Raw genomic sequence first — 20,354 nt, 5'->3', positions numbered from 1 at the left:
TTCACCTTGCATATAACTGCAACTCACCCATAGGCAAAAATGCATCTAAATCAAAATAGATGCACAAAAATAAGCATTTAATGTCAAATATATAAAAATACAGGCCGAATTAAACCACAGCGGCCACCCTCAAAAAGCAGTCTCAGTTGGTAATTTCCGCGCAAATTGCGTCACTTTTACTCTATTTCGATCTAACTTATCCGAGGTGAGCGTGCTATTGATACGACTTTAGATGACAATGTTTTTTATATCATGGTGTTGTATCCGTCAAGATAAATCCCAAGTGAATAGTGATTCTCAAAACCATCCAGTATCCCCTGCCCGCCAGCTACTGAATCGTCTCTGCTGCTCCAGATGCGTATACGCCCGAAATCAATACAGAAGCGGATGTCGAGAGCCTGGCGGTGACTGACGGCCTTGGCCTTGGCCGAAGCAGCAGCGGTCAACTGCCGTCACAGCTCCCTGCCATCACGCAGGGTGATTTCATTTTTAGGCGGCGGTAAGGTATCGAAAAACAGGATGGGACCTCCCTCCTCCATCACAGGAAAAGGTCGCGGCAAGGAAACGCGAGATCGCCAGTGATATCGCCAGTGATCCTGCGCTGCGGTGACAGTAAAAGTGCAAAGCAATGCTAAAACTGCGGCAAAGTTATCGTCAGGCAAAATCGAAAAACTTGAGGCAGATTGTTATGCAGGAAAAACATAAGGGACAACAAAAAGCCCCGAATAATCAGGGCTTTTTGTAGATATCTGGCGAAGGGGGAAGACCAAATTTAATCACAAAACCCCCTGTTTTTCTGGCATGTTTCATCAATCCCACACAGCTAGACAATCGCGTTTGTGTAGAACTGATTGCGCACTGGCAGTTGATGTATTCACAACATATAAGCCCATCTGCTTATTTTGGCCTTTCGCCAGAGGGCTGCGTGTCCAGAAAGAGTCTGTGACTCAATATCCTGCGGTCAAACCGAAATCCAGCATGACATTGGCCCCGGTCACCCCGGCACAGGCGGGAGACAGCAGCCAAAGCACATGGTCGGCCACCTCGGAGGGGGTCAGGAAACGGGCTTTGTCTTGTTGAGGATAGTGCGCCATCAGTCGGCGATAATAGCCTTCCGGATCGCCCTCGCCGTAACGCACCACCTGAAACTCCAGCATGGGAGAGAAAATATCGGACGGGCATAATGCGTTGACACGGATGCCACTGGGTGCCAATTCCCTGGCCAGCGCCTTACTCATGACGGTGACCCCTCCTTTGCTGGCGCAGTAAATGGCGGCACCGGCATTGCCGATCACGCCCGCATCGGAACTGACATTGACGATGGCACCCTGCGTCTCGCGCAGTGCCGGAATGGCACGGCTGCACAGAAAGAACACCGCTTTGAGATTGATATCCACGCAATGATGCCAATCGTCTTCGCGGGCCAATTCGCTTGGCCCTTCCACCCATACGCCTGCGCAGTTAGCCAAGCCGTCTAGCCGGCCATATTGCTGCAGGCTGAAATCAATCAGGGCTTGCGTGTTTTCAGCCTGGCGCAAATCGGCAGCAAAGGCCGCAGCGCCCAGTGCGTCGGCGCGCTGTTGCAGCCGATCGCGCTGCACATCGGTCATGACAACCTGCGCGCCCAAGGACAACAGTTTTTCCGCCACGCACCCACCCACCCCGCCGGCGGCGCCGGTTACCAGGTAGACACGTCCGGCAAACAAATCTGGCTTGAATGGTGTCATCCCTTGCGCTCCTGCAGACAGTTGGCACCATCCACCACCAGCATCTCTCCATGGATGTAGCTGGCGGCGGGCATGGCGAGGAATACGATGGCCGCCGCCATCTCTTCCGGGGTACCGGCACGCCCCATGGGGGTATGCATTGCGGCTTGCTTCTCCACCTCGGTCTGCGATGCCGTGGCCACCCAGCCCGGCGCAACGCAGTTAACGGTAATGCCCTTGTGGCCAACTTCCAGCGCAAGTGCCCGGCTCATGCCCACCATGCCGGCTTTTGCCGCGCTGTATGCCACCTCACCTGGGTTTGCCACCAGAGGGCCGGTGACCGATGCCACGTTGATAATGCGGCCATGGCCGCTTGCCAGCATGCCGGGCAACACGCGCCGCGTCAGCAAATAACAAGTGTCGAGATTGCGCTGGAGGGTTCTCGTCCAGTCGCTATCTTCCAGCCGGTCAAACGTGGTGAATGCTTCGGCCTGCCCTTCCTGCGCCATCCCCGCGTTATTCACCAGAATATCGATGCAAGGAAAGTCCTGCGCCACCCGCGCTAGCAAACGATCAACTTCCTCAGCAACGGTCAGGTCGGCGATATAACCCTGGGCCGCTATGCCTTGTTGTCGCAAAGCGGCTGCGCGATCGTGGATGCGTGGGCCTGTGGCACACAAGGCAACACGACAGCCCAGCTCGCCCAGCAGTCTGGCGGTGGCAAAGCCGATACCTTCTGCGCTGCCTGCACCGCTGATCAGCGCCGTCTTTCCTTGCAAGCTAAACAGCGGGTGCGCTGTTGCCGGATGCGTCACTGCCTTTGTCATGAAGCCATCCTTATGATCAAAAAATAACGTAACAATGAATATTTATCACAAATATCTTTGTTATGCGCATTTATTTGATCAAATATAGCAATGGCTTTATGTCTTGCCCTCAGTGTCTGACGTTAGCAACATGCTCTTGATGTCTTTATGCACGGCAGCCCAAGACTGAAAAACACCACATTGCAATCGGGTGCTTGCCCTAGCCTGCCGGTGCTGGATGATGATGTTTAGCCGCGACCGGGCATAGCTCTACTGAAATGCCGCGTTGAGTGTGAGGCGCTCGCGGTATCCAGAAATGGAGGGGCGATTCAACCCATCCCCCAAGCAAGGAGGGCAGCTCCTGCTCTGGCTCGACACAGGCATGCACGGGCAGGCTCCGGCTAGCGCTAACCCGGTCGACGAACGCTAGTGAAAAACGCAGATGGAGACAGGCCGAAGTGTTTTTTGAAGGCCACGGCATAAGCACTATGGCTTTCATACCCGCTGCTTAACGCGACTTGGGTAATGGGTGCACCTTCGAGAAGTTGGGCCATGGAAGACATCAGGCGCATCTGTTGTCGCCATCGTCCAAATGTCAGCCCTGTACTTTTCTGAAAGCGGCGATGGAAGGTCTTTGTACTCATGGCCAACTTCGCAGCCCAGTCATCGGCCAGTGCCGGATGAGATGGATCCTGGACCAACTGATCACATACGTACTGAATCTGAGCGTCAGAAGGCCAAGGCAGGTGAAATGGCAATGGACGCTGCAAGCCCAGTTCTTCCATGAACAAATCAGCCAGCAGTTGTTCGCGTCTTGAATGGATGGACTTGGGGTCGAGTAACGTCAACGCACCAATCAGCTCCCTTAGCAAACCGGAAACATGAAGGACGCAGTCTTCCGATGGCAAATGCTTTGCTGCACTTTCATCAATGAAGATTCCGTGCACTTCCACTGGAACCGTAATGACCAGGCGATGGGATATGCCAGGTCTCAACCAGACGGCAGCTGTCGGGGGCACCAGCCAGTGTCCTGTTGCAGCCTCAACCAGCAGCACCCCTTCGGCGGCATACAGCAGGTGTCCTCGGTGGTGTGCATGCTCTGGCACGATGTGGCCAGCAGGGTATCGGCCGACTACGCCGGTAACCGGGAAGGCCGAAGATTCGTGATTGCTAAGGTCCAGTAAGCGGGGGCCTGCTGATGTAGAGACAAATCCCATGTTAAATCCGAATGTCCATTTTGATAAAACATCTGTCCAAAGCTATGTAGATGGACAGGTATAGTCAAGCCTATAGTCCCATCAAGACTTCCTGAATCAGAAAAACATGCCTGCCTTCTTAGCTATTTCGCTACTGCTACTACGTCTGACACCCGGTCGGGGTCCGGACGCACTTGTCTGCGTCATGACCCATCCTGATTCCCCCTGACCCCGACCTAGGCCAGCTTGCTATCAGCAGGGGAATCAGGTGTTTCCAATTCCATTGTTGAGGTTTTCATGCTGGCAAATCCTTCTACCAAATATCATGCCTTTCCTGGTATCGACATGCCGGATCGGCAGTGGCCATCCTGTGTGCAGTCCCAGGCGCCCATCTGGCTTTCTACTGATTTACGCGATGGCAATCAGGCCCTGTTTGAGCCGATGAATCTTGCGCGCAAGCTGCGCTTGTTTCAGGAGCTGCTCCGCATCGGTTTCAAAGAAATCGAGGTAGGCTTCCCCGCCGCATCCCGTACCGATTACGACGTAATCCGTCACCTGATTGATACCGAACAGATACCGGAAGACGTCACCCCCATGGTGATGACGCAATTGCGTGAAGACCTGATCACAGAAACCGTGCGCAGCGTGCAGGGCGCACGCCGCGTGATCGTGCACTTTTACAATGCCATCGCACCGGCCTGGCGTGAGATCGTGTTTGGCATGGATGTGCCACAGATCATTGCCATGGTCGAACACCATATTGCCTTGTTCAAAAAGCTGATCGCTGACTATCCGCAAACGGAATGGGTACTCCAGTACTCCCCCGAAACCTTCTGCATGGCAGAACTGGACGTATCACTGGCCGTATGCAATGCCGCTATCCGGGCTTGGGATGCAGGCCCGCAGCGCCCCATGATCATCAATCTCCCCACCACGGTAGAAGTTTCAACACCCAATGTTTTCGCCGACCAGATTGAGTGGATGCATCAGCGTCTGGAGCGACGTGAGCATATCGTGCTGTCCGTGCACCCGCATAACGACCGTGGAACCGGTATCGCCTGTGCCGAACTGGCAATGCTGGCGGGGGCACAGCGGGTTGAGGGTTGCCTGTTTGGCAATGGTGAACGTAGCGGCAATCTCGACATCGTGACCTTGGCACTCAATCTCTACACGCAGGGCGTCGCACCCGGCCTGGATTTTTCCGATATTGCGGCGGTCGCCCGTATTGTTGAGGCGTCCACCGCCTTGCCAATTCATCCGCGCCACCCCTATGTCGGGGACCTGGTATTTACCGCCTTTTCCGGGTCACATCAGGATGCTATTGCCAAGGGCCTTGCCGCGCAGGAGCCTGACGGACTTTGGCGCGTTCCGTATCTGCCAATTGATCCGCACGACCTGGGGCGCACTTACGATAGCATCGTGCGCGTCAACAGCCAGTCAGGCAAAGGCGGAATTGCCTTTCTGCTGCAGCGTGATCATGGCGTGGTCATGCCGCGTCGCATGCAGATTGAATTCAGCACCATTGTGCAAGCGCTGGCAGATACAAATGAAACCGAGTTGACCAGTGAGCAGATCTGGACCGTGTTCGCGGAAACTTATCTGGCACCGGGTACTGGGGCCGATTGCGCCAGCTATCGGCATCATCGCTTGTTTGACACCCCCGAAGGCCAGGGCATTGAGCTGGAACTGGTATCCCCGGAGGGCAGCGTGTATACCCGCCAGGGTGTTGGCAATGGGCCCATTGCCGCAACTGTCGCAGCCCTTGGTTTGCCGCTGCGGATCGACCACTACGAAGAGCGAAGCCTAGGCGCAGGTGCCGATGCGTCGGCAGTTGCCATCGTGGAAATAGCATGGCCAGGGGTAGCAGGCTCCCGCTTTGGCGTTGGCATGCATCCGAACATCATCACCGCGTCAGTGCTTGCAGTACTGAGTGCGGTGGCCCGATGTTCAAAAGTAGCCGAAGAAAGAGCCGCGCTCTTGAACGAGTGAGCCACTTTGGTAGTGGCCGATTATTTGTGCCTAGCGAAGTCGCCGACCTGGCTGGTATCCCGGCAGGTCGGCCTAAGCGATCCTTCCGCGTCGGGCAATCAAACCACGTGCTATCACGGCCCTGCGCTGGGCGCGGTGGCTGTTATATCGTTCACCACCATGCTGCCTGTTGATTCACACGCATCACGAATCCCGGCGAGCGCCAACTTGAGTTCGCTTGAAAGCGCCTGCAGTTCCCGGATTTTTCGATCGACCACACCAATCTTGTCAACAAGAATGGCGCGCTTCTGCTCCGGCCTGAAGCTGTGATTGGCCCATGCGTCCAACAGCTCCTGGATTTCTCCCAGCGAAAACCCCAAAGCCTTGGCCTGCTTGATCAGGCCCAGGCGTCGCACAGTCGACGCATCGTAACGGCGGTAGCCGTGGCGACCTTCTGGTCCGCGTTCGGACCTGATAAGGCCTATCCGCTCGTAGAACCGAATTGCATCTCGCGTCATCCCTGTCTGTTCGGCCAACTCTCCGATCCGCACGATCAAACTCTCCCGATGAATTTAGTCTTGACCTTGGACTATACACCAATGTTTACAGTGTTCTTTCCAACAGCCTTGGCTGACATCCGCAACACCCCTCATGGGCTGACGATCAGGGAAAAACATGACGCAAGAAAAAATCGCATTTGTCACCGGAGCTACCGGATTGCTAGGTAATAATCTGGTTCGTTTACTACTGGCAGAAGGCTATCGGGTCAAAGCCTTAGCCAGATCCGAACAGAAAGCCAAGGCGCAGTTCGGGGCGCTAATAGGCAACCGTTTGGAGGTGGTACCGGGCGATCTCACGCATGTCGAGGGATTCGCAGCGGCATTGCAGGGCTGTGACCTTATGTTTCATACCGCAGCGTACTTCCGTGAAAGCTACAAAGGTGGCCGCCATCAGGCCGCCCTGCACAAGACCAACGTGGAAGGCACGCAAAGCCTGCTTAGCGAGGCATACGCAGCCGGCATTCGCCGCATGGTCCACATTAGCTCCATTGCCGTATTGGGCCGCAATGATGCTGGATTGACCGACGAGAGCATGGTGCTGGCAATCGAGGAGGCTCCGGATGACTATTACCGTAGCAAGATTGAAACCGACGCGGTGATATTCGCTTTTCTCGACCGCCATCCTGACATGCATATTTCTCTTGTCTTGCCGGGCTGGATGCATGGGCCGGGCGATCTTGGCCCCACTTCAGCCGGACAGTTTGTAGAAGATTATCTGCAGCAAAAAATTCCGGGCGTGGTCGATGCGGCGTTCTCGGTGGTGGATGCCCGCGATGTGGCGCAAGTCGCTTTGGCATCCAGCAAAACTGGGGAACGGGGCGAGCGCTATTTGGCTGCGGGCCACCCCGTCAGCATGGCCCGCCTGTTGCAGACCATGGAAGTTGTCAGTGGTGTAGCCGCCCCACGTCGCAAACTGCCGCGCACGCTGTTGTATGTCATCGCATTTTTGCAGGAAGTCTATGCTCGACTAAGTGGTAAGCCGGTATTACTCAGCCTGGCCATGGTAAACAACATGGCAAACGACTACGGCAGAAAATTCTCAGCGGAAAAAATCGGCAGGCGGTTCGGCCTGGGCTTCAGAACCCTGGAAGAAACGTTGACAGACGAAGTCAGGTGGACCCAACAAAGAGCCATGCGAGGGGATGTGTAGCAGCTTGCAAACTACTCACCGCTTGGTCAATGCGCGTCGTTGATCGTATCAAATGGGATAGGCGCCCGCTTTCCACCCAGAGCAGGCCGTGACAGCAAGGAGATGAACGTCCCTTCTGCTTGAGCAAGCGCTTTCCATCTTGTCAACGCACAGGGCGGCGGGGCCGCTGACGCCAGCGCTGCGTGAAGCACGCTCATATGGCAAGCTATAGAACAGACGCGGACGCGTTGCGCCAATGCGAATTCCCCCCTCTCTTTTGCGACTCGACATGCCCCAGAAATCAGCATCCACACGCCCGGACTGGGTGATGCACGCAAAGCCGATCGAAGGCATCGAGCGCATCGAAGCCTGGTTTCAGGGCAAAGCGTATGCCATGCATCGCCACGATACCTATGCGATTGGCCGCACGCTGGCGGGCGTGCAGAGCTTCAACTATCGGCGCAGCCGGCGCAACAGCCTGCCAGGCAATACCATGGTGCTCCATCCTGATGAAGCACACGACGGCCAGGCCGGTACGTGCGAAGGCTTCCGCTACCGAATGATCTACGTGGAACCCGTGCTCTTTCAGGACGTACTGGGTGGCCGTGCGCTGCCCTTTCTCGAAGGTGGCGTCACGGCCGATCCGCGCATTGCGGTGGCAACCGAAGCCTTGTTGCAACACGTCGGCCACACAATCGAGCCGCTTGAACAGAGCGACGCGCTGGCCGAACTCGCGCATGCGCTGGCCGCCGCCGCAGGCATGCCACGTGCACGAGGGAAAGGCGATTATCTTGCGGCGAGCCGGGCGCGCGACTATCTACAGGCAAACTTCACGCGAGTCGTCACGCTCGAAGAGCTGGAAGCCGCGATAGGCCGCGACCGCTGGAGCCTCTCGCACGATTTCCGCACCTTCTACGGCACGAGTCCGTATCGTTATCTCACAATGCGACGCCTTGACGCCGTGCGTGGCCTACTGCTCTCAGGCAGCTCGCTCGCAGGAGCGGCAACCGACGTGGGCTTCGCCGATCAAAGCCACATGACTCGACATTTTCTGAAGACCTTCGGCTTCACGCCAGGACGTTGGCTCCAGATCATGGCTAATGTGTCCCGCGATTGAATTCTCAGCCACGATCATTCAATACGGTGTTCCGGCGGCTGAGTATTCTCGGTGCATCCACACCCGAACGGAGAGAACGATGTCCACATCAACAGATTTCCACACTGCGCCCGCCGCGCGCGGCCAATGCGAGGCCATCGACCTGGCTGGCAAGATCGCGCTGATTGACGGTTACTGGCAACCGCGCGTCGTCGCGGAAATGAGCGATTACCAATTCAAAGTCGTCAAGCTTGAAGGGGAATTCGTCTGGCATCATCACTGTGATACGGACGAAACCTTTATTGTGCTGGACGGCGAGTTACGTATCGATTTTAGAGGCGGGCCATCAGGTAACGACGCGATAATACTGCGCGCCGGTCAGATGGCCGTCGTGCCGAAAGGTGTTGAACACAAGCCCAGTGCGCACGCCGAAGTCAAACTGCTGCTGATCGAGCCGCGTGGCGTGGTGAACACCGGAGATGGCGCAATAAACGAACGCACTGCCAAGAACGACCAATGGATTTAAGGCCCGCCGGATAACTGGTAAAACCCTGCGCTGCCAGTCAGCAACACAAAGGCGTCCGCTGTAAGGGGGACGCCTTTGTTGCATCTGCCGGTATCGCGCCGCTGCACAGTGTCAGAACACCGGCACCACCGCGCCCTGATAACGCTGGTCGATGAACTGGCGCACTTCATCGGTGGACAGCGCCGCCACCAGCTTTTTCAGCGCCGGGCTGCTGCGGTTGTCCTCGCGCGCGACGATGATATTGGCGTAAGGCGACTGGCGGCCTTCGCTAAACAGCGCATCACGCTTGGGTTTCAGCCCGCCTTGCAACGCGTAGTTGGTATTGATCAGCGCAATGTCCACCTGGTCCAGCACGCGTGGCAGGGTGGCGGCTTCCAGTTCCTTGATCTTGAAATGGTGGGGGTTGCTGCTGATGTCACGCACGCCGGACAGGATGTTGGCCGGGTCCTTCAGGCTGATCAGCCCTTGCTTGTGCAGCAGCAACAAGGCGCGGCCGGTATTGGACGGGTCGTTGGGAATGGCAATGGTGGCACCGTCCGGCAGCTCGCTGGCCTTGTGATACTTGTGCGAGTACGCGCCGAAAGGCTCCACGTGAATGGCCGCCACGCTTACCAGCCGGGTGCCTTTGGACTTGTTGAAGCTATCCAGAAAGGGTTGGTGCTGGAAGTAATTGGCATCGATTTCCTTGCCGGCCACCGCCAGGTTTTCCTGCAGGCCATTGCTGAACACTTTCACTTTCAACTCAATGCCCTGTTTGGCCAGCGCCGGTTTCACATGTTCCAGAATCTCGGCATGCGGTACCGCTTCGGCACCGATGGTAAGTACTTCGGCGTGGGCGGTGAGGCTGGCGGCCAGGCCAAACAAGGCCAGCCAGAGGCTTGCGCGTTTCATGCGTATTCTCCTGCGGAAGTAGAAAGGGAAGCGGCCTGCAATGCTTGCGGGGAAAGCAGGTCGGCATGGTGTCGGACGGCCACTTTGGGATGGGAGCGCAGCCGCCCTTTGAGATAGTTGTCACCCACACGGTAAAACAGCGGGTTGTCCGGGTCGGCCTCCGGGCCACGCGCTTCGGCAGCCAGCTGTGCCGGCAGTTGCAGCAGCGGAATGGTGGCATCCAGTCGCGGGCCGAGGAAAAAGGCCACGGACAAGCGGTCCTTGCCTGTCGGCGGACTCAGCACGCGATGCACATTAGCCCGCAAATACCCATCGGATGCCATTTCCAGCGATTCACCGATATTGACGATGAAGCTGCCCGGCAATGACGGCGCATCAATCCAGCCCTGCTCGGTTTCCACTTGCAGGCCGTCCTGGCTATCGTCTTGCAGCAACAGGGTAAGGAAGCCGCCGTCCTTGTGCGGCCCCACGCCCTGCCCGGCTGCGCCTTGCCGGCTGCCCGGATAACGGATGATTTTCAGATGCTCAACCGGGGCTTCGACAAAAGCATCGTCGAAAATGTCGACCGGCTGCTGCAGGGCTTCGGCAAAGGCACGCAACAGGCGGATGGAAAGGCGGGTGGTTTCCTGCTGCCAGTCCAGCAGCACCGGCTTGAGTTGCGGCAAGGCTGTCGGCCATTGATTGGGGCCTTGCAGACGCCACCACGGGTCCTGTGCTGCCAGGTCCGGGCGCGGGGGGCGCTCGGCACCGATATCCAGTTGTTCGCGCCAGTCGGCAGCGCCGCGAGTGCGTTCTTCTCCAGCACGGGTATAGCCACGAAAATGCGGCGAGTTTTCCATGTCGATGGCCAGCTTGGCGGCTTCAGACAGGGCAAAAAATGCGCGTGATGCCCGACGCAGTGCCGTCACTTTGTCAGCGGCAATACCATGGCCGACCAGATAAAAGAAACCGTGATCACGTGCCGCGCCACGCAGTTTTTGCAGCAGTTGCTGACGTTGTTCGGCGCAGCCATCCAGCAGGCTGAAATCGATGACGGGCAAGGCAAGAGGGCTTGGCATGACAACTCCGTAAAGCAGCACCACCGGGGTGCCGGGAAGCTTCACGATATGTCATGCCAATGGCAGTGCGAACCAAGAAAAACTGATTTGAATATCAAACCCATGACTGCAGCGAAACAGCCCTCAGGCTGCCTCGACACTGCCACCCAGATAGAACTGGTGTACGTCTTCACGCGCGGCCAGCTCGGCCGAGCTACCCGACAGTGCCACATGGCCGTTTTCCAGCAGATAAGCCTGATGGCTGTAATGCAAGGCCAGGTTGGCGTTCTGCTCGGCCAGCAAAAAGCTCACCCCTTCCTGCCGGTTCAGCACTTGCAGGATATCGAAAATTTCCTCGACGATTTTCGGGGCCAAACCCATGGAAGGCTCATCCAGCAACACCAGCCGTGGCGCGGCCATCAGGGCACGGCCAATGGCCACCATCTGCTGCTCGCCACCCGAGGTATAGCCCGCCTGCGCGCGGCGGCGTTCTTTCAGACGCGGGAAATACTGGTAGATGCGTTCCAGATCCTGCTGCAAGGCCGCGCGGCTGGGTTTGCGCACAAAGGCAGCGGTCAGCAGGTTCTCTTCCACGCTCAGGTGGGCAAAGCAATGCCGTCCTTCCAGCACCTGCACCAGCCCGCGCTGCACCAGTTCATGCGGGGCGGTGTGGCTGACATCCTGCCCGGCATAGACAATGCGCCCTTGCTGCAGGCAGCCGCGCTCGGCGGTTACCAGCCCGGCAATGGCCTTGAGCGTGCTGCTCTTGCCTGCCCCATTGGCACCCAGCAAGGCCACGATCTGCCCCTCATCCACCTGCAAGGAAACACTGCCCACGGCCAGAATGGCCTGGTTGTACACCACCTGAATACCTTCCACCTGTAGTAAGGGCTGGCTCATGATTCAACTCCGCAATCCGTCAAAAACCGGGTGATAAAAACCCGGCGCAGCAAGCCGCACCGGGCGTGAACGGGCTCAGGCCATCACGATTCCTTGCTGCAATCGCGCGGGGTAATGCCCTTTTCCTTGGCGTACTTGTGCGAGGAATTCTCGATGATGGGACGCAGCAGCTTGCGATCAGCCTGTACCCACGGCGAAATCACCTTCCACTGCTGGCCGTCCCACTGCTGGAAGCGCACCGCGCCGCCGCCTTCGTGGTCGGCGCAACTCAGTTGCAAGGGTTGCAACAGCCCCAGCGCGCCCACTTCCTTCAGCCGCTTGTCGTCAAAGTGCAGGTGCTCGAAGCCCCAGCGCACTTGCTCGCCGGTCAGCGGTTTCTTGCCGAACCTGGCCTGCGCCAGGCGCACGGCTTCCACGTTCAGAATGCCGTTGACCACGCCCAGGTTGTAATACACCGTGCCAAAGCGCTTGGCGTCGGCCAGATTGCCCTTGCCGGCATCCAGCACGGTTTTCTTGATGCCTTGCAGCACCGGGAACTGGGTGCCGGACGGATGGGTGGTGATGGAGATGAAACCCTTGGCGGCGGCACCGGCCGGGGCGGCGTCTTCTTCCGAATTGCTCCAGATATTGCCGATGATGTGGTCAGCCGGATAACCGGTTTTCTGGGCGGTTTTCAGTGCCACCGGGTTCATCACCCCCCAGCCGCGCAGAATCACCCAGTCCGGTTTTTGCTGGCGGATGGTCAGCCACTGCGACTGCTGCTCGTTACCCGGATGCGGCACTTCCAGCGACACCAGCTGGAAGCCGTATTTCTTCGACAGCAGTTCCAGGATGGGATTGGTTTCCTTGCCATAGGGCGAGCCGTGGTAGAGCACGGCAATCTTCTTGCCCTTGAGCTTGGCAAGGCCGCCGGATTTCTGGCCGATGTAGTTGATGATGGCCGACACCTCGGAATACGGATTCAGCTGCAGCGGGAACACATAAGGAAACACGCTGCCGTCGGTGGAGTCGGTACGGCCGTGGTTGATGGTGATCAGCGGCAGCTTGTCGGCGGTGGAGCGCTCCAGCGTGGCATAGGCAATGCCCACCGACAGCGGGTTGGTGGCGGCAGCCGGTGCGCCGTTCAGGCCTTTTTTCAGCCGCTCGTAGCATTCCACGCCCTTCTCAACCACGTATTCGGTTTCGCACTCACTCCAGGTCAGCTTGACGCCGTTGACGCCGCCTTCCTTGATATTCACGTACTGCAGGTAATCAATGAAGCCGCCAAAAAAACCGGTACCGCCAGCCGCATATGGCCCCACGCGGTAGCTTTGCAGCGGGAAATACTGTTCAGACGCCGCCTGTGCCGTGGCCGATGCTGCCGCCAGGCCCAATGCCAGTACGACCGCCCCTTTCAGTGTGTGCAGATGATTTTTCATTATGGGTAAACTCCCTGGTTCAATAGACGAAACTGCTAACGGAAACAACAAGACAAAAACGCTCAGAAACGCAGTGGCCACAGCCGGGCGCGCGCGCGCCAGCCTTGCCACAGCCGCGCCAGACCGTCCGGCTCCTTGATCAGGAACAGGATGATCAGCACGCCAAAGATGATTTTTTGCAGATTCTCCAGCTGGCCGGCGGGCAGCACCCCGCTGAGCAAGCTGCCGGACAGGATGGACAGCACGATGGGCAGCAGCACGATGAAGGCCGCGCCAAGGAAATTGCCCAGAATGCTGCCCATGCCGCCCAGGATGATGATGAACAGCACCTGGAACGACCGGCTGAGATCAAAGCCATGTGGCTCCACCGTGCCCAGATAGGTAAACGCCCACAGGGAGCCGGCCCCCCCCAGGATGAAAGAGCTGATGGCAAAGGCCAGCAGTTTGGTGCGCAGGATGGGGATGCCGATGACAGCAGCAGCGGTATCCATGTCGCGCACTGCCATCCAGTTGCGGCCCAGGCTGCTGCGTACCAGATTGGCCGCCAGCACAAACAGCGGCAGCACCACGCTGAGCGTCAGCAGGTAACGCCCGGCCGGGCTGCCAAAATCGTGACCGGCCACCAGCAGCGGCGGCGCGGTGATGACGCCGGATTCGTTACCGTTAGAAAACCAGGCAAACTTGGTGAGCAGCCATTCGACAAAAAACTGTGCCGCCAGCGTGGACACCAGCAGATAAAAGCCCTTGATGCGCAGGCTGGGCAGGCCGAACACCACCCCCACTGCCGCTGCCACCACACCACCGGCAACAAAGCTGAGCAAGAGCGGCAGGCCCGGCAGCAGGAATTGCAGCTTGTAGCTGGCAAACGCCCCCACCGCCATGAAGGCGGCCGAACCCAGCGACAGCTGACCGGCATAGCCGGTAAGCAGGTTCAGCCCCAGCCCGGCCAGTGACAACACCAGGAAGGGAATCAGAATGGCGCTGAACCAGTAGTCGTTGCCAATGAAGGGCAACAGGCCGAAAGCCAGCAGCAGCAAGGCCCACAGCGCGGCACGCTGCTGCCACAACCGCAGTGCGCGGCCATCCTGCCGGTAGCGGGTGCTGAATTGCCCGGATTCCTGATAAAACATGCGTATTCTCCTTACACCCGTTCGATGGCGCGTTCGCCAAACAAGCCTGCCGGGCGCAGCAGCAGGAACAGCAGCGCCAGCACATAGGGAAACCAGTTTTCAATGCCGCCACTGAGCAGCGGCCCCAGATACACTTCCGCCAGTTTTTCGCTGGCACCCACAATCAAGCCGCCGACAATGGCGCCGCCTATCGAGGTAAAGCCGCCGATAATCAGCACCGGCAAGGCCTTGAGCACGATCAGCGACAGGGAAAACTGCACCCCCAGCCGCGCGCCCCACAACAGCCCGGCCACCAGCCCCACCAGCCCGGCCACCGCCCACACCAGCACCCACATGCGTTGCAGGCGGATGCCCACCGCCAGCGCGGCCAGCTGGTCGTCCGCCACGGCACGCAGCGACAGGCCGATGCGGGTCTTGTTGAACAGCAAGGACAGCAGCAGCACCAACAGCCCGGCGCTAGCGGCGGCAAACAGGTCGAAGCGCGACAGCATCAGGCCACCCAGCTCCAGCGGTGTGTCCTCGATGCCCAGGTCCAGCCCGTGTACCTGTGCGCCCCACAGCGCCTGGGCCACGCCCTCCACCACATAACTCAGGCCCAGCGTGGCCATGAACAGGGTGATGGGTGGCCGGTTTACCAGATGGCGCAGCACCAGCCGCTCCAGCAACAGCGCCAGCAGCAGCATGGACAATAGGCTGAGCACAAAGGCCAACCAAAACGGCAGGCCGCGCTCCAGCAGGCTGACAAAGGTGAGCGCGGCAAACAGCACCATCGAGCCCTGGGCAAAATTGAACACCCCGCTGGCCTTGTAAATCAGCACGAAGCCGATGGCCACCAGCGAGTACATCACCCCGGCCAGCAAGCCGCCGAGCAGTACTTCCATGAAAAACGACATCAGACAGCCCCCTTGCCGGAACACCGGCGCAACAGGTCCCCGCCCCGCGCGGGAATACCGGCGGGAACAAGGTGGATACAGATCAGAAAACAGGCTTTAGTGGCGCTGCTGGCCCAGATAAGCGGCAATCACCTCCGGCAGCGCACGCACCGCTTCGGGCTCGCCATCGCCGATCTTGCGGCCGTAGTCCAGCACCACCACGTGGTCGGACAGCTCCATCACCACGCCGATGTCGTGCTCAATCAGCACGATGGTGGTGCCGAACACCTGGTTGACCTCGCGGATGAACTGGCTCATTTCGCGCTTTTCCTCGCGGTTCATCCCAGCCATGGGTTCATCCAGCAACAGCAGGCGCGGCCGGGCTGCCAGCGCCCGCCCCAGCTCCACCCGCTTTTGCAGGCCATAAGGCAGCTGGCCCACCGGGGTATGCCGCCAGGCTTGCAGGCGCAGGAAGGCAATCACCTCCTCGGCTACCGCACGCTGGGCTTCTTCATCGGCCACCGCACGGCCTACACGGAAGGCCTGCTCCAGCCAGCTGCTGCGGCTGGCCAGGTTGCGGCCGGTGAGAATGTTGTCCAGCACACTCATACCCTTGAACAGCGCAATGTTCTGAAAGGTGCGGGCAATGCCTGCCACCGCCGCCTCGTGCGGCTGCATGGCGCGGCGGGCGCGCCCGGCAAAACGGATTTCCCCTTGCTGTGGCTGGTACACACCATTGATGACATTGAGCAAGGAACTCTTGCCTGCGCCATTGGGGCCGATCAGTGCGCAGATCTCCCCTTCGGCCACGTCAAAGCCGATGTCGGTCACCGCCTTGACGCCCTTGAAGCTCAGGGAGATGTGCGCCAGGCTCAGTAAAGGCGCTACGGTCTGGGACATAGTGTTGTTTCCATTTCCTGATTCAGGCTTGCAGCGGTGGCACTCCGGTTTGCAGCCATTGACGCGTGCCGCTTTCCGCTTCGGCTTGCAAAGGCCGTTGCTGCCACTCGGCGTTATCCGGCCAGTTGCGCACTTCCACCCCCAGCACAGCAAAAAAGTGACGGGTGTTTTCCGCCAGCGGCGCACCCAATAGCAGCGGGACACGGGTTCGGCTGAAACCCAGTACGTCGCGCAGCGGGCGAATCACGCTGTAATGCCCGGCCCAGCGCCAGAAGCGCCCGGCATCCGGTTGCAGCACGCGGTCTACCAGCGCACGTTGCCAGCTGCCGGTAGGTGGCAGACGGCTGCGTGCCAGTTGCTCCAGTCGGCTGTAGGTTTCGCGCGTACCGGCCACCAGGGTGGGCCCCAGCTCGCGGCGGTCGTTGTCGCGGGTGGCCAGGTTTTCCGGAAAATTCAGCCGGAAACCGGCTTGCAGCCACGGCGCCAGCAGGTAGCGCACCTGGGCGGAACTGGCAAAGGCACGCGAGGCCAGTGCGTCTTCATTGGCGCTCAGGCCTTCGGCTTGTAACAGCTGGCTGCCCGCCTGCAGCAAATGGCCATGCTGCAAGGCCTGCTGTTGCAGCTCGCCCCGGCCATCCACCCGCCAGAAGCGGAAGGCCACCGCCTTATTGCTGGCAAGCAGCGCGGGCGCAGGCAAGGCCGCGCCTGCTTGCTGCAACTGCGCAACCGACAGCCAGCCCGGCCCTAGCCGCTGCTGCAAGCCACGCCCTTCGGCGTAGAGCAATAGCGCGGGGGCAGGAAAGTCAGGAGGCAGGCGGTGCAGGGCCTCGGCATCCTCCACCAGCAGCCAGCGCGGCTGTACATGCAGCAGAATGGCCTGCAAGTCGCGCGCTGGCTGTTGCAGGTCCAGCGCTACCGCCTCCCCGCCCAGCCATTGTGCCGCCAGGCTCAGCAGCAGTACTTCGGGGCGCGGGTGACTGAGCAACACCAGGCTGTGCCCGGCCGCAAAGCCTTGCGCAGCCAGCCCGGCAGCCAGCGCAGCCACTTGCTGCTGTAACTCAGCCCAGCGCCATTGCTGCCAGATGCCCAGCCGCTTGTGGCGCAGGGCAATGGCCTGAGGCTGTTGGTCGGCCTGCCATGCCAGCCAGACTGGCAGGCTGGCACTGCTTGGCTGCGGCGCTTCCTGATGTCGCTTCATCACCCTTGCTCCTGTCAGGCGGCCACGGCTGCGTGCGCTTTGGCGCGCGCTTCCAGCTCGCGCACCAGCGGCAGCACTTTTTCGCCGAAATAAGCCACTTCTTCCTGGAAGTGCAGGAAGCCGCCCAGCACCAGGTCCACCCCCACGGCCTTGAGGGCGACGATGCGCTCGGCAATTTGCTGCGGGGTGCCAATCAGATTGGTCTTGAAGCCGTCGTTGTACTGCACCAGGTCTTCAAAGGTGGACTTGGCCCAGTTGCCCTCGCCTTCCGGGCTGGCCTGACCAGCCTGCTTCACCGCATCGCCAAAGGCGTTGACTGCCTCCGGATCGGCCTTGTCGAGAATCTCGGCCAGCACGGCGCGGGCTTCTTCTTCGGTATCGCGGGCAATGATGAAGGCGTTGACGCCAATCTTGACCTGATGGCCGTTGACTGCAGCCTTGGCGCGGATGTCGTCCACCTGCGCCTTGATGCCCTCTACCGTATTGCCGTTGGTGAAGTACCAGTCGGACACACGCGAAGCCATGTCACGCGCTGCACGCGAGCTGCCACCCTGGAAGATTTCCGGGTGCGGCTGTTGCAGCGGTTTCGGCTTCAGGGTGTAGTCGCTGAAGCGGTAGAAGTCGCCCTTGAAGCTGAAGTTGTCCTGGGTCCAGATGCCCTTGAGCACACGGATGAACTCTTCCGAACGGCGATAGCGTTCGTCATGCTCCAGCCACGGTTCGCCAATGGCGGTGAATTCGCCCTGGAACCAGCCGGAAACAATATTGACGGCGACGCGGCCGCCGGTGAGGTGGTCGATGGTGGCAATCTGCTTGGCCAGCACCGCCGGGGTCCACGGGCCGGGCAGAATGGCGGCAATCACGCGCAGTTTTTCGGTAGCGGCCAGCAGCGCATGGCTGAAGGAAACCGACTCGTGCTGGTATTCCGCACCATAACCGGCGGTAAAGCGGATTTGCGACAGCGCATATTCAAAGCCGGCCTTCTCGGCGATTTGCGCCAGTTTGCGGTTGTAATCGATGTCCCAGCTGGTGCGCTGTTCGATCTTGCTGACCACCAGGCCACCGCTGACATTGGGTACCCAGTAGGCAAACTTGATGGCGTTTTGTGCTTGGCTCATGTGATTTCTCCGTGTAGATGCAGGTAATGGTTAAGTGGGCAATGCGGGCTGGATTCAAACAGGGGAAGCGACGGCAGCATCTGCGCTGGCAATCACCGGCTGGCGGTGGCTGATCAGCGGCAAGGCACGTTCCACCGCCAGGCGGATGCGAGCCTGCAAGGCGCTGTCGCTGACCTGGTAGTCGCTGAAGTCGGCCTCGGCGGCATAGATACCCAGCGGCAGGGTTTGTGCCTGGAAGAAGCTGAACAAGGGGCGCAGTTGATGTTCGATCACCAGCGCATGGCGCTCGCTGCCACCGGTGGCGGCCAGCAGCACCGGCAGGTCGAACAGCGCTTCGTGATGCACGAAATCAAAGAAATGCTTGAACAGGCCGGTGTAGCTGGCGCGGTAAACCGGGCTGGCGACAATCAAGAGATCAGCCTGCTCCACCGCCTGAATGGCCTCGCGTACGGTGTCAGGCAAATCCGCCGGACGGGTGACGCCACCGTAGTGCGGGGCCAGATCGCCCAGTTCAATCACGCGGGCCTCAACTGGCAGGTGGCCGGACAATTCCGCCAGCACGGCTTGCACCAGCGCCAGGGTGCGCGAGGGGCGCTGCAGGCTGCCGGATACGGCAACAACATTAAAAGAGTGGCTCATGGCTTGCTCCATCATCAGGGTTCTCCTGATACATAGCAGCAAACGTGCCAGCTTTATTTTTCTTTAATATCAATAACTTGCGCAAATTTAACCATAACCGGCAACTGCTGCTGCCGCACCAGCATGCTGACCGGCTGCTGCCTGGGCAGCAGCTGCAAAACCATGCAAAGCAATGCCGGATTGCTGATATGGAAACAGCATCAACTCCAATGCAAAAAGCACACCCCATGGGATGTGCTTTTCATGTACAGACGATGGCCGGAATGGACTTGCTTCAGCTTATTTGCCATTCCACACAATGTCCCTCACCACCAGCGGCTTGGGAATCAGCTTCAGCTTGAAGAAGGTATCGGCAATGCGCTGCTGCTCGGCCACCACCTTGCCATCCAGCAGCTTGACGCCATAGCCGGAGCGCTTGGCTGCCACCTGCACGATGTCCTTGTCCAGGCCAATCTGGCCGGACAGCTCGGCAGAGACTTCGGGAATATGGCTCTTGCCCCAGGCATCCAGCCGTTGCAGCTCTTCCAGCACCACCTTGATCACCTTGGGATTGCTGGCCACATAAGGCTTACGCCCCAGGTAGAACTGGGTGTTGTTGACGATGCCCTTGCCGTCCGCCAGCGGGCGGGCATTCAGTTGCTTCTCGGCAGCGGCCAGGAAGGGGTCCCAGATCACCCAGGCATCCACGCTGCCCTGCTGGAAGGCGGCACGGCCATCAGCCGGGTTGAGGAATACCGGGGTGATGTCTTCATATTTCAGCCCGGCTTTTTCCAGCGCCCGCACCAGCAGATAGTGAACATTGGAGCCCTTGTTCAGCGCCACGCGCTTGCCTTTGAGGTCCTTCACACTGCGGATGGGCGAATCCTTGCCCACCACAATGGCCTCGCCTTCCGGCGCAGCCGGTTCATTGGCCAGATACAACAGGTCGGCACCGGCTGCCTGGGCAAAGATGGGCGGGGTTTCACCGGTGGTACCCAGGTCCACGCTGCCCACGTTCAGCGCTTCCAACAGTTGCGGGCCGCCGGGGAATTCCGCCCATTTCACCTTGACGCCCAGCGGCGCCAGGCGTTTTTCCAGCGTGCCCTGCGCCTTCAGCAGCACCAGCGTGCCGTATTTCTGATAACCGATATTCAGTGTGTCGCTGCCTGCGGCCAGCGCAGTGGCCGACAGCGCGAAGCCGGCAGCGGCCAGCAGGCCCAAGACACGACGACGGGTGGGCTTGAAGTGTTGCATCACGATTCCTTGTTGTTTGCAGTATGGGTGT

The 20,354-nt window shown here is 59.3% G+C and carries 19 protein-coding genes; 4 read left to right on the top strand and 15 right to left on the bottom strand.

What is annotated here, in order from left to right:
• Window positions 1-947: 947 nt before the first annotated feature.
• The 3 genes from ACODR9_RS21385 to ACODR9_RS21375 all read right to left on the bottom strand — a co-directional run bounded on the left by ACODR9_RS21385 (window position 948) and on the right by ACODR9_RS21375 (window position 3,729).
• Window positions 948-1,727: an SDR family NAD(P)-dependent oxidoreductase gene (locus ACODR9_RS21385; RefSeq protein ID WP_488812157.1), complete on the bottom strand. Its 780-nt coding sequence runs from the start codon at window positions 1,725-1,727 to the stop codon at window positions 948-950.
• Window positions 1,724-2,533, bottom strand: a complete 810-nt coding sequence (locus ACODR9_RS21380) for an SDR family NAD(P)-dependent oxidoreductase (protein WP_488812156.1) — start codon at window positions 2,531-2,533, stop codon at window positions 1,724-1,726. Before ACODR9_RS21380 ends, ACODR9_RS21385 begins: the two co-directional genes overlap by 4 nt.
• Before the next feature lie 386 nt (window positions 2,534-2,919).
• Complete coding sequence (locus ACODR9_RS21375) at window positions 2,920-3,729, bottom strand: AraC family transcriptional regulator (protein WP_488812154.1); 810 nt, start codon at window positions 3,727-3,729, stop codon at window positions 2,920-2,922.
• A gap of 276 nt (window positions 3,730-4,005) precedes the next feature.
• Here ACODR9_RS21375 and ACODR9_RS21370 point away from each other — a divergent pair, with 276 nt between their 5' ends.
• Complete coding sequence (locus tag ACODR9_RS21370; protein WP_488812152.1) at window positions 4,006-5,697, top strand: 2-isopropylmalate synthase; 1,692 nt, start codon at window positions 4,006-4,008, stop codon at window positions 5,695-5,697.
• A 113-nt stretch (window positions 5,698-5,810) separates the two neighbouring features.
• Here ACODR9_RS21370 and ACODR9_RS21365 read toward each other — a convergent pair whose 3' ends face one another.
• A complete protein-coding gene (locus ACODR9_RS21365; RefSeq protein ID WP_488812150.1) occupies window positions 5,811-6,227 on the bottom strand; it encodes a MerR family transcriptional regulator in 417 nt (138 codons plus the stop codon).
• A 124-nt stretch (window positions 6,228-6,351) separates the two neighbouring features.
• Here ACODR9_RS21365 and ACODR9_RS21360 point away from each other — a divergent pair, with 124 nt between their 5' ends.
• The 3 genes from ACODR9_RS21360 (at window position 6,352) to ACODR9_RS21350 (ending at window position 8,987) form a co-directional block, all read left to right on the top strand.
• The gene (locus ACODR9_RS21360; protein WP_488812148.1) at window positions 6,352-7,386 is read left to right on the top strand and encodes an SDR family oxidoreductase; all 1,035 of its coding nucleotides are present in this window, start codon (window positions 6,352-6,354) and stop codon (window positions 7,384-7,386) included.
• A gap of 307 nt (window positions 7,387-7,693) precedes the next feature.
• Window positions 7,694-8,482 (top strand): AraC family transcriptional regulator, encoded by a 789-nt coding sequence (locus tag ACODR9_RS21355; RefSeq protein WP_488812147.1) that lies wholly within the window; start codon window positions 7,694-7,696, stop codon window positions 8,480-8,482.
• Window positions 8,483-8,561: 79 nt separating this feature from the next.
• Complete coding sequence (locus ACODR9_RS21350) at window positions 8,562-8,987, top strand: cupin domain-containing protein (protein ID WP_488812145.1); 426 nt, start codon at window positions 8,562-8,564, stop codon at window positions 8,985-8,987.
• A 111-nt stretch (window positions 8,988-9,098) separates the two neighbouring features.
• Here the strand turns inward: ACODR9_RS21350 and ACODR9_RS21345 are convergent, their stop codons facing one another.
• The 11 genes from ACODR9_RS21345 to ACODR9_RS21295 form a co-directional block, all read right to left on the bottom strand.
• On the bottom strand, window positions 9,099-9,878 hold the full coding sequence (locus ACODR9_RS21345) for a MetQ/NlpA family ABC transporter substrate-binding protein (RefSeq protein WP_488812143.1): 780 nt from the start codon (window positions 9,876-9,878) through the stop codon (window positions 9,099-9,101).
• On the bottom strand, window positions 9,875-10,936 hold the full coding sequence (locus tag ACODR9_RS21340) for an isopenicillin N synthase family dioxygenase (RefSeq protein WP_488812141.1): 1,062 nt from the start codon (window positions 10,934-10,936) through the stop codon (window positions 9,875-9,877). The genes ACODR9_RS21345 and ACODR9_RS21340 overlap by 4 nt, the downstream gene beginning before the upstream one ends.
• A gap of 123 nt (window positions 10,937-11,059) precedes the next feature.
• Entirely contained in the window at window positions 11,060-11,815 is a 756-nt protein-coding gene (locus ACODR9_RS21335; protein WP_488812139.1) for an ABC transporter ATP-binding protein, read from the bottom strand.
• 83 nt (window positions 11,816-11,898) lie between these two features.
• Window positions 11,899-13,233 carry an ABC transporter substrate-binding protein gene (locus ACODR9_RS21330; RefSeq protein WP_488812137.1) on the bottom strand — a complete coding sequence of 445 codons (1,335 nt, stop codon included), beginning with the start codon at window positions 13,231-13,233 and terminating at the stop codon, window positions 11,899-11,901.
• Window positions 13,234-13,295: 62 nt separating this feature from the next.
• Window positions 13,296-14,363, bottom strand: a complete 1,068-nt coding sequence (locus ACODR9_RS21325) for a branched-chain amino acid ABC transporter permease (RefSeq protein WP_488812135.1) — start codon at window positions 14,361-14,363, stop codon at window positions 13,296-13,298.
• An 11-nt stretch (window positions 14,364-14,374) separates the two neighbouring features.
• Window positions 14,375-15,256 (bottom strand): branched-chain amino acid ABC transporter permease, encoded by an 882-nt coding sequence (locus ACODR9_RS21320; RefSeq protein WP_488812133.1) that lies wholly within the window; start codon window positions 15,254-15,256, stop codon window positions 14,375-14,377.
• Window positions 15,257-15,352: 96 nt separating this feature from the next.
• Complete coding sequence (locus ACODR9_RS21315) at window positions 15,353-16,135, bottom strand: ABC transporter ATP-binding protein (protein WP_488812131.1); 783 nt, start codon at window positions 16,133-16,135, stop codon at window positions 15,353-15,355.
• A gap of 22 nt (window positions 16,136-16,157) precedes the next feature.
• Window positions 16,158-17,333 carry an AMP-binding protein gene (locus ACODR9_RS21310; protein ID WP_488812129.1) on the bottom strand — a complete coding sequence of 392 codons (1,176 nt, stop codon included), beginning with the start codon at window positions 17,331-17,333 and terminating at the stop codon, window positions 16,158-16,160.
• Between the two features lie 14 nt (window positions 17,334-17,347).
• Window positions 17,348-18,451 carry a dimethylsulfone monooxygenase SfnG gene (gene sfnG, locus ACODR9_RS21305; protein WP_488812127.1) on the bottom strand — a complete coding sequence of 368 codons (1,104 nt, stop codon included), beginning with the start codon at window positions 18,449-18,451 and terminating at the stop codon, window positions 17,348-17,350.
• 54 nt (window positions 18,452-18,505) lie between these two features.
• Complete coding sequence (gene msuE / locus ACODR9_RS21300; RefSeq protein ID WP_488812125.1) at window positions 18,506-19,090, bottom strand: FMN reductase; 585 nt, start codon at window positions 19,088-19,090, stop codon at window positions 18,506-18,508.
• Window positions 19,091-19,369: 279 nt separating this feature from the next.
• Window positions 19,370-20,323 (bottom strand): sulfonate ABC transporter substrate-binding protein, encoded by a 954-nt coding sequence (locus ACODR9_RS21295; RefSeq protein WP_488812123.1) that lies wholly within the window; start codon window positions 20,321-20,323, stop codon window positions 19,370-19,372.
• Window positions 20,324-20,354 lie beyond the last annotated feature (31 nt).

The organism is Aquitalea sp. FG25 (assembly GCF_057809375.1).
Note: the sequence above shows the minus strand (reverse complement) of the source record. Positions and strands in the feature narration are given on the sequence as shown.

Excerpts from the sequence above, each read along its gene's own strand:
- ACODR9_RS21385 (WP_488812157.1), bottom strand. The coding sequence starts at position 1,727 with ATGACACCATTCAAGCCAGATTTGTTTGCCGGACGTGTCTACCTGGTA.
- ACODR9_RS21380 (WP_488812156.1), bottom strand. The coding sequence starts at position 2,533 with ATGACAAAGGCAGTGACGCATCCGGCAACAGCGCACCCGCTGTTTAGC.
- ACODR9_RS21375 (WP_488812154.1), bottom strand. The coding sequence starts at position 3,729 with ATGGGATTTGTCTCTACATCAGCAGGCCCCCGCTTACTGGACCTTAGC.
- ACODR9_RS21370 (WP_488812152.1), top strand. The coding sequence starts at position 4,006 with ATGCTGGCAAATCCTTCTACCAAATATCATGCCTTTCCTGGTATCGAC.
- ACODR9_RS21360 (WP_488812148.1), top strand. The coding sequence starts at position 6,352 with ATGACGCAAGAAAAAATCGCATTTGTCACCGGAGCTACCGGATTGCTA.
- ACODR9_RS21355 (WP_488812147.1), top strand. The coding sequence starts at position 7,694 with ATGCACGCAAAGCCGATCGAAGGCATCGAGCGCATCGAAGCCTGGTTT.
- ACODR9_RS21350 (WP_488812145.1), top strand. The coding sequence starts at position 8,562 with ATGTCCACATCAACAGATTTCCACACTGCGCCCGCCGCGCGCGGCCAA.
- ACODR9_RS21345 (WP_488812143.1), bottom strand. The coding sequence starts at position 9,878 with ATGAAACGCGCAAGCCTCTGGCTGGCCTTGTTTGGCCTGGCCGCCAGC.
- ACODR9_RS21340 (WP_488812141.1), bottom strand. The coding sequence starts at position 10,936 with ATGCCAAGCCCTCTTGCCTTGCCCGTCATCGATTTCAGCCTGCTGGAT.
- ACODR9_RS21335 (WP_488812139.1), bottom strand. The coding sequence starts at position 11,815 with ATGAGCCAGCCCTTACTACAGGTGGAAGGTATTCAGGTGGTGTACAAC.
- ACODR9_RS21330 (WP_488812137.1), bottom strand. The coding sequence starts at position 13,233 with ATGAAAAATCATCTGCACACACTGAAAGGGGCGGTCGTACTGGCATTG.
- ACODR9_RS21325 (WP_488812135.1), bottom strand. The coding sequence starts at position 14,363 with ATGTTTTATCAGGAATCCGGGCAATTCAGCACCCGCTACCGGCAGGAT.
- ACODR9_RS21320 (WP_488812133.1), bottom strand. The coding sequence starts at position 15,256 with ATGTCGTTTTTCATGGAAGTACTGCTCGGCGGCTTGCTGGCCGGGGTG.
- ACODR9_RS21315 (WP_488812131.1), bottom strand. The coding sequence starts at position 16,135 with ATGTCCCAGACCGTAGCGCCTTTACTGAGCCTGGCGCACATCTCCCTG.
- ACODR9_RS21310 (WP_488812129.1), bottom strand. The coding sequence starts at position 17,333 with ATGAAGCGACATCAGGAAGCGCCGCAGCCAAGCAGTGCCAGCCTGCCA.
- sfnG (WP_488812127.1), bottom strand. The coding sequence starts at position 18,451 with ATGAGCCAAGCACAAAACGCCATCAAGTTTGCCTACTGGGTACCCAAT.
- msuE (WP_488812125.1), bottom strand. The coding sequence starts at position 19,090 with ATGAGCCACTCTTTTAATGTTGTTGCCGTATCCGGCAGCCTGCAGCGC.
- ACODR9_RS21295 (WP_488812123.1), bottom strand. The coding sequence starts at position 20,323 with ATGCAACACTTCAAGCCCACCCGTCGTCGTGTCTTGGGCCTGCTGGCC.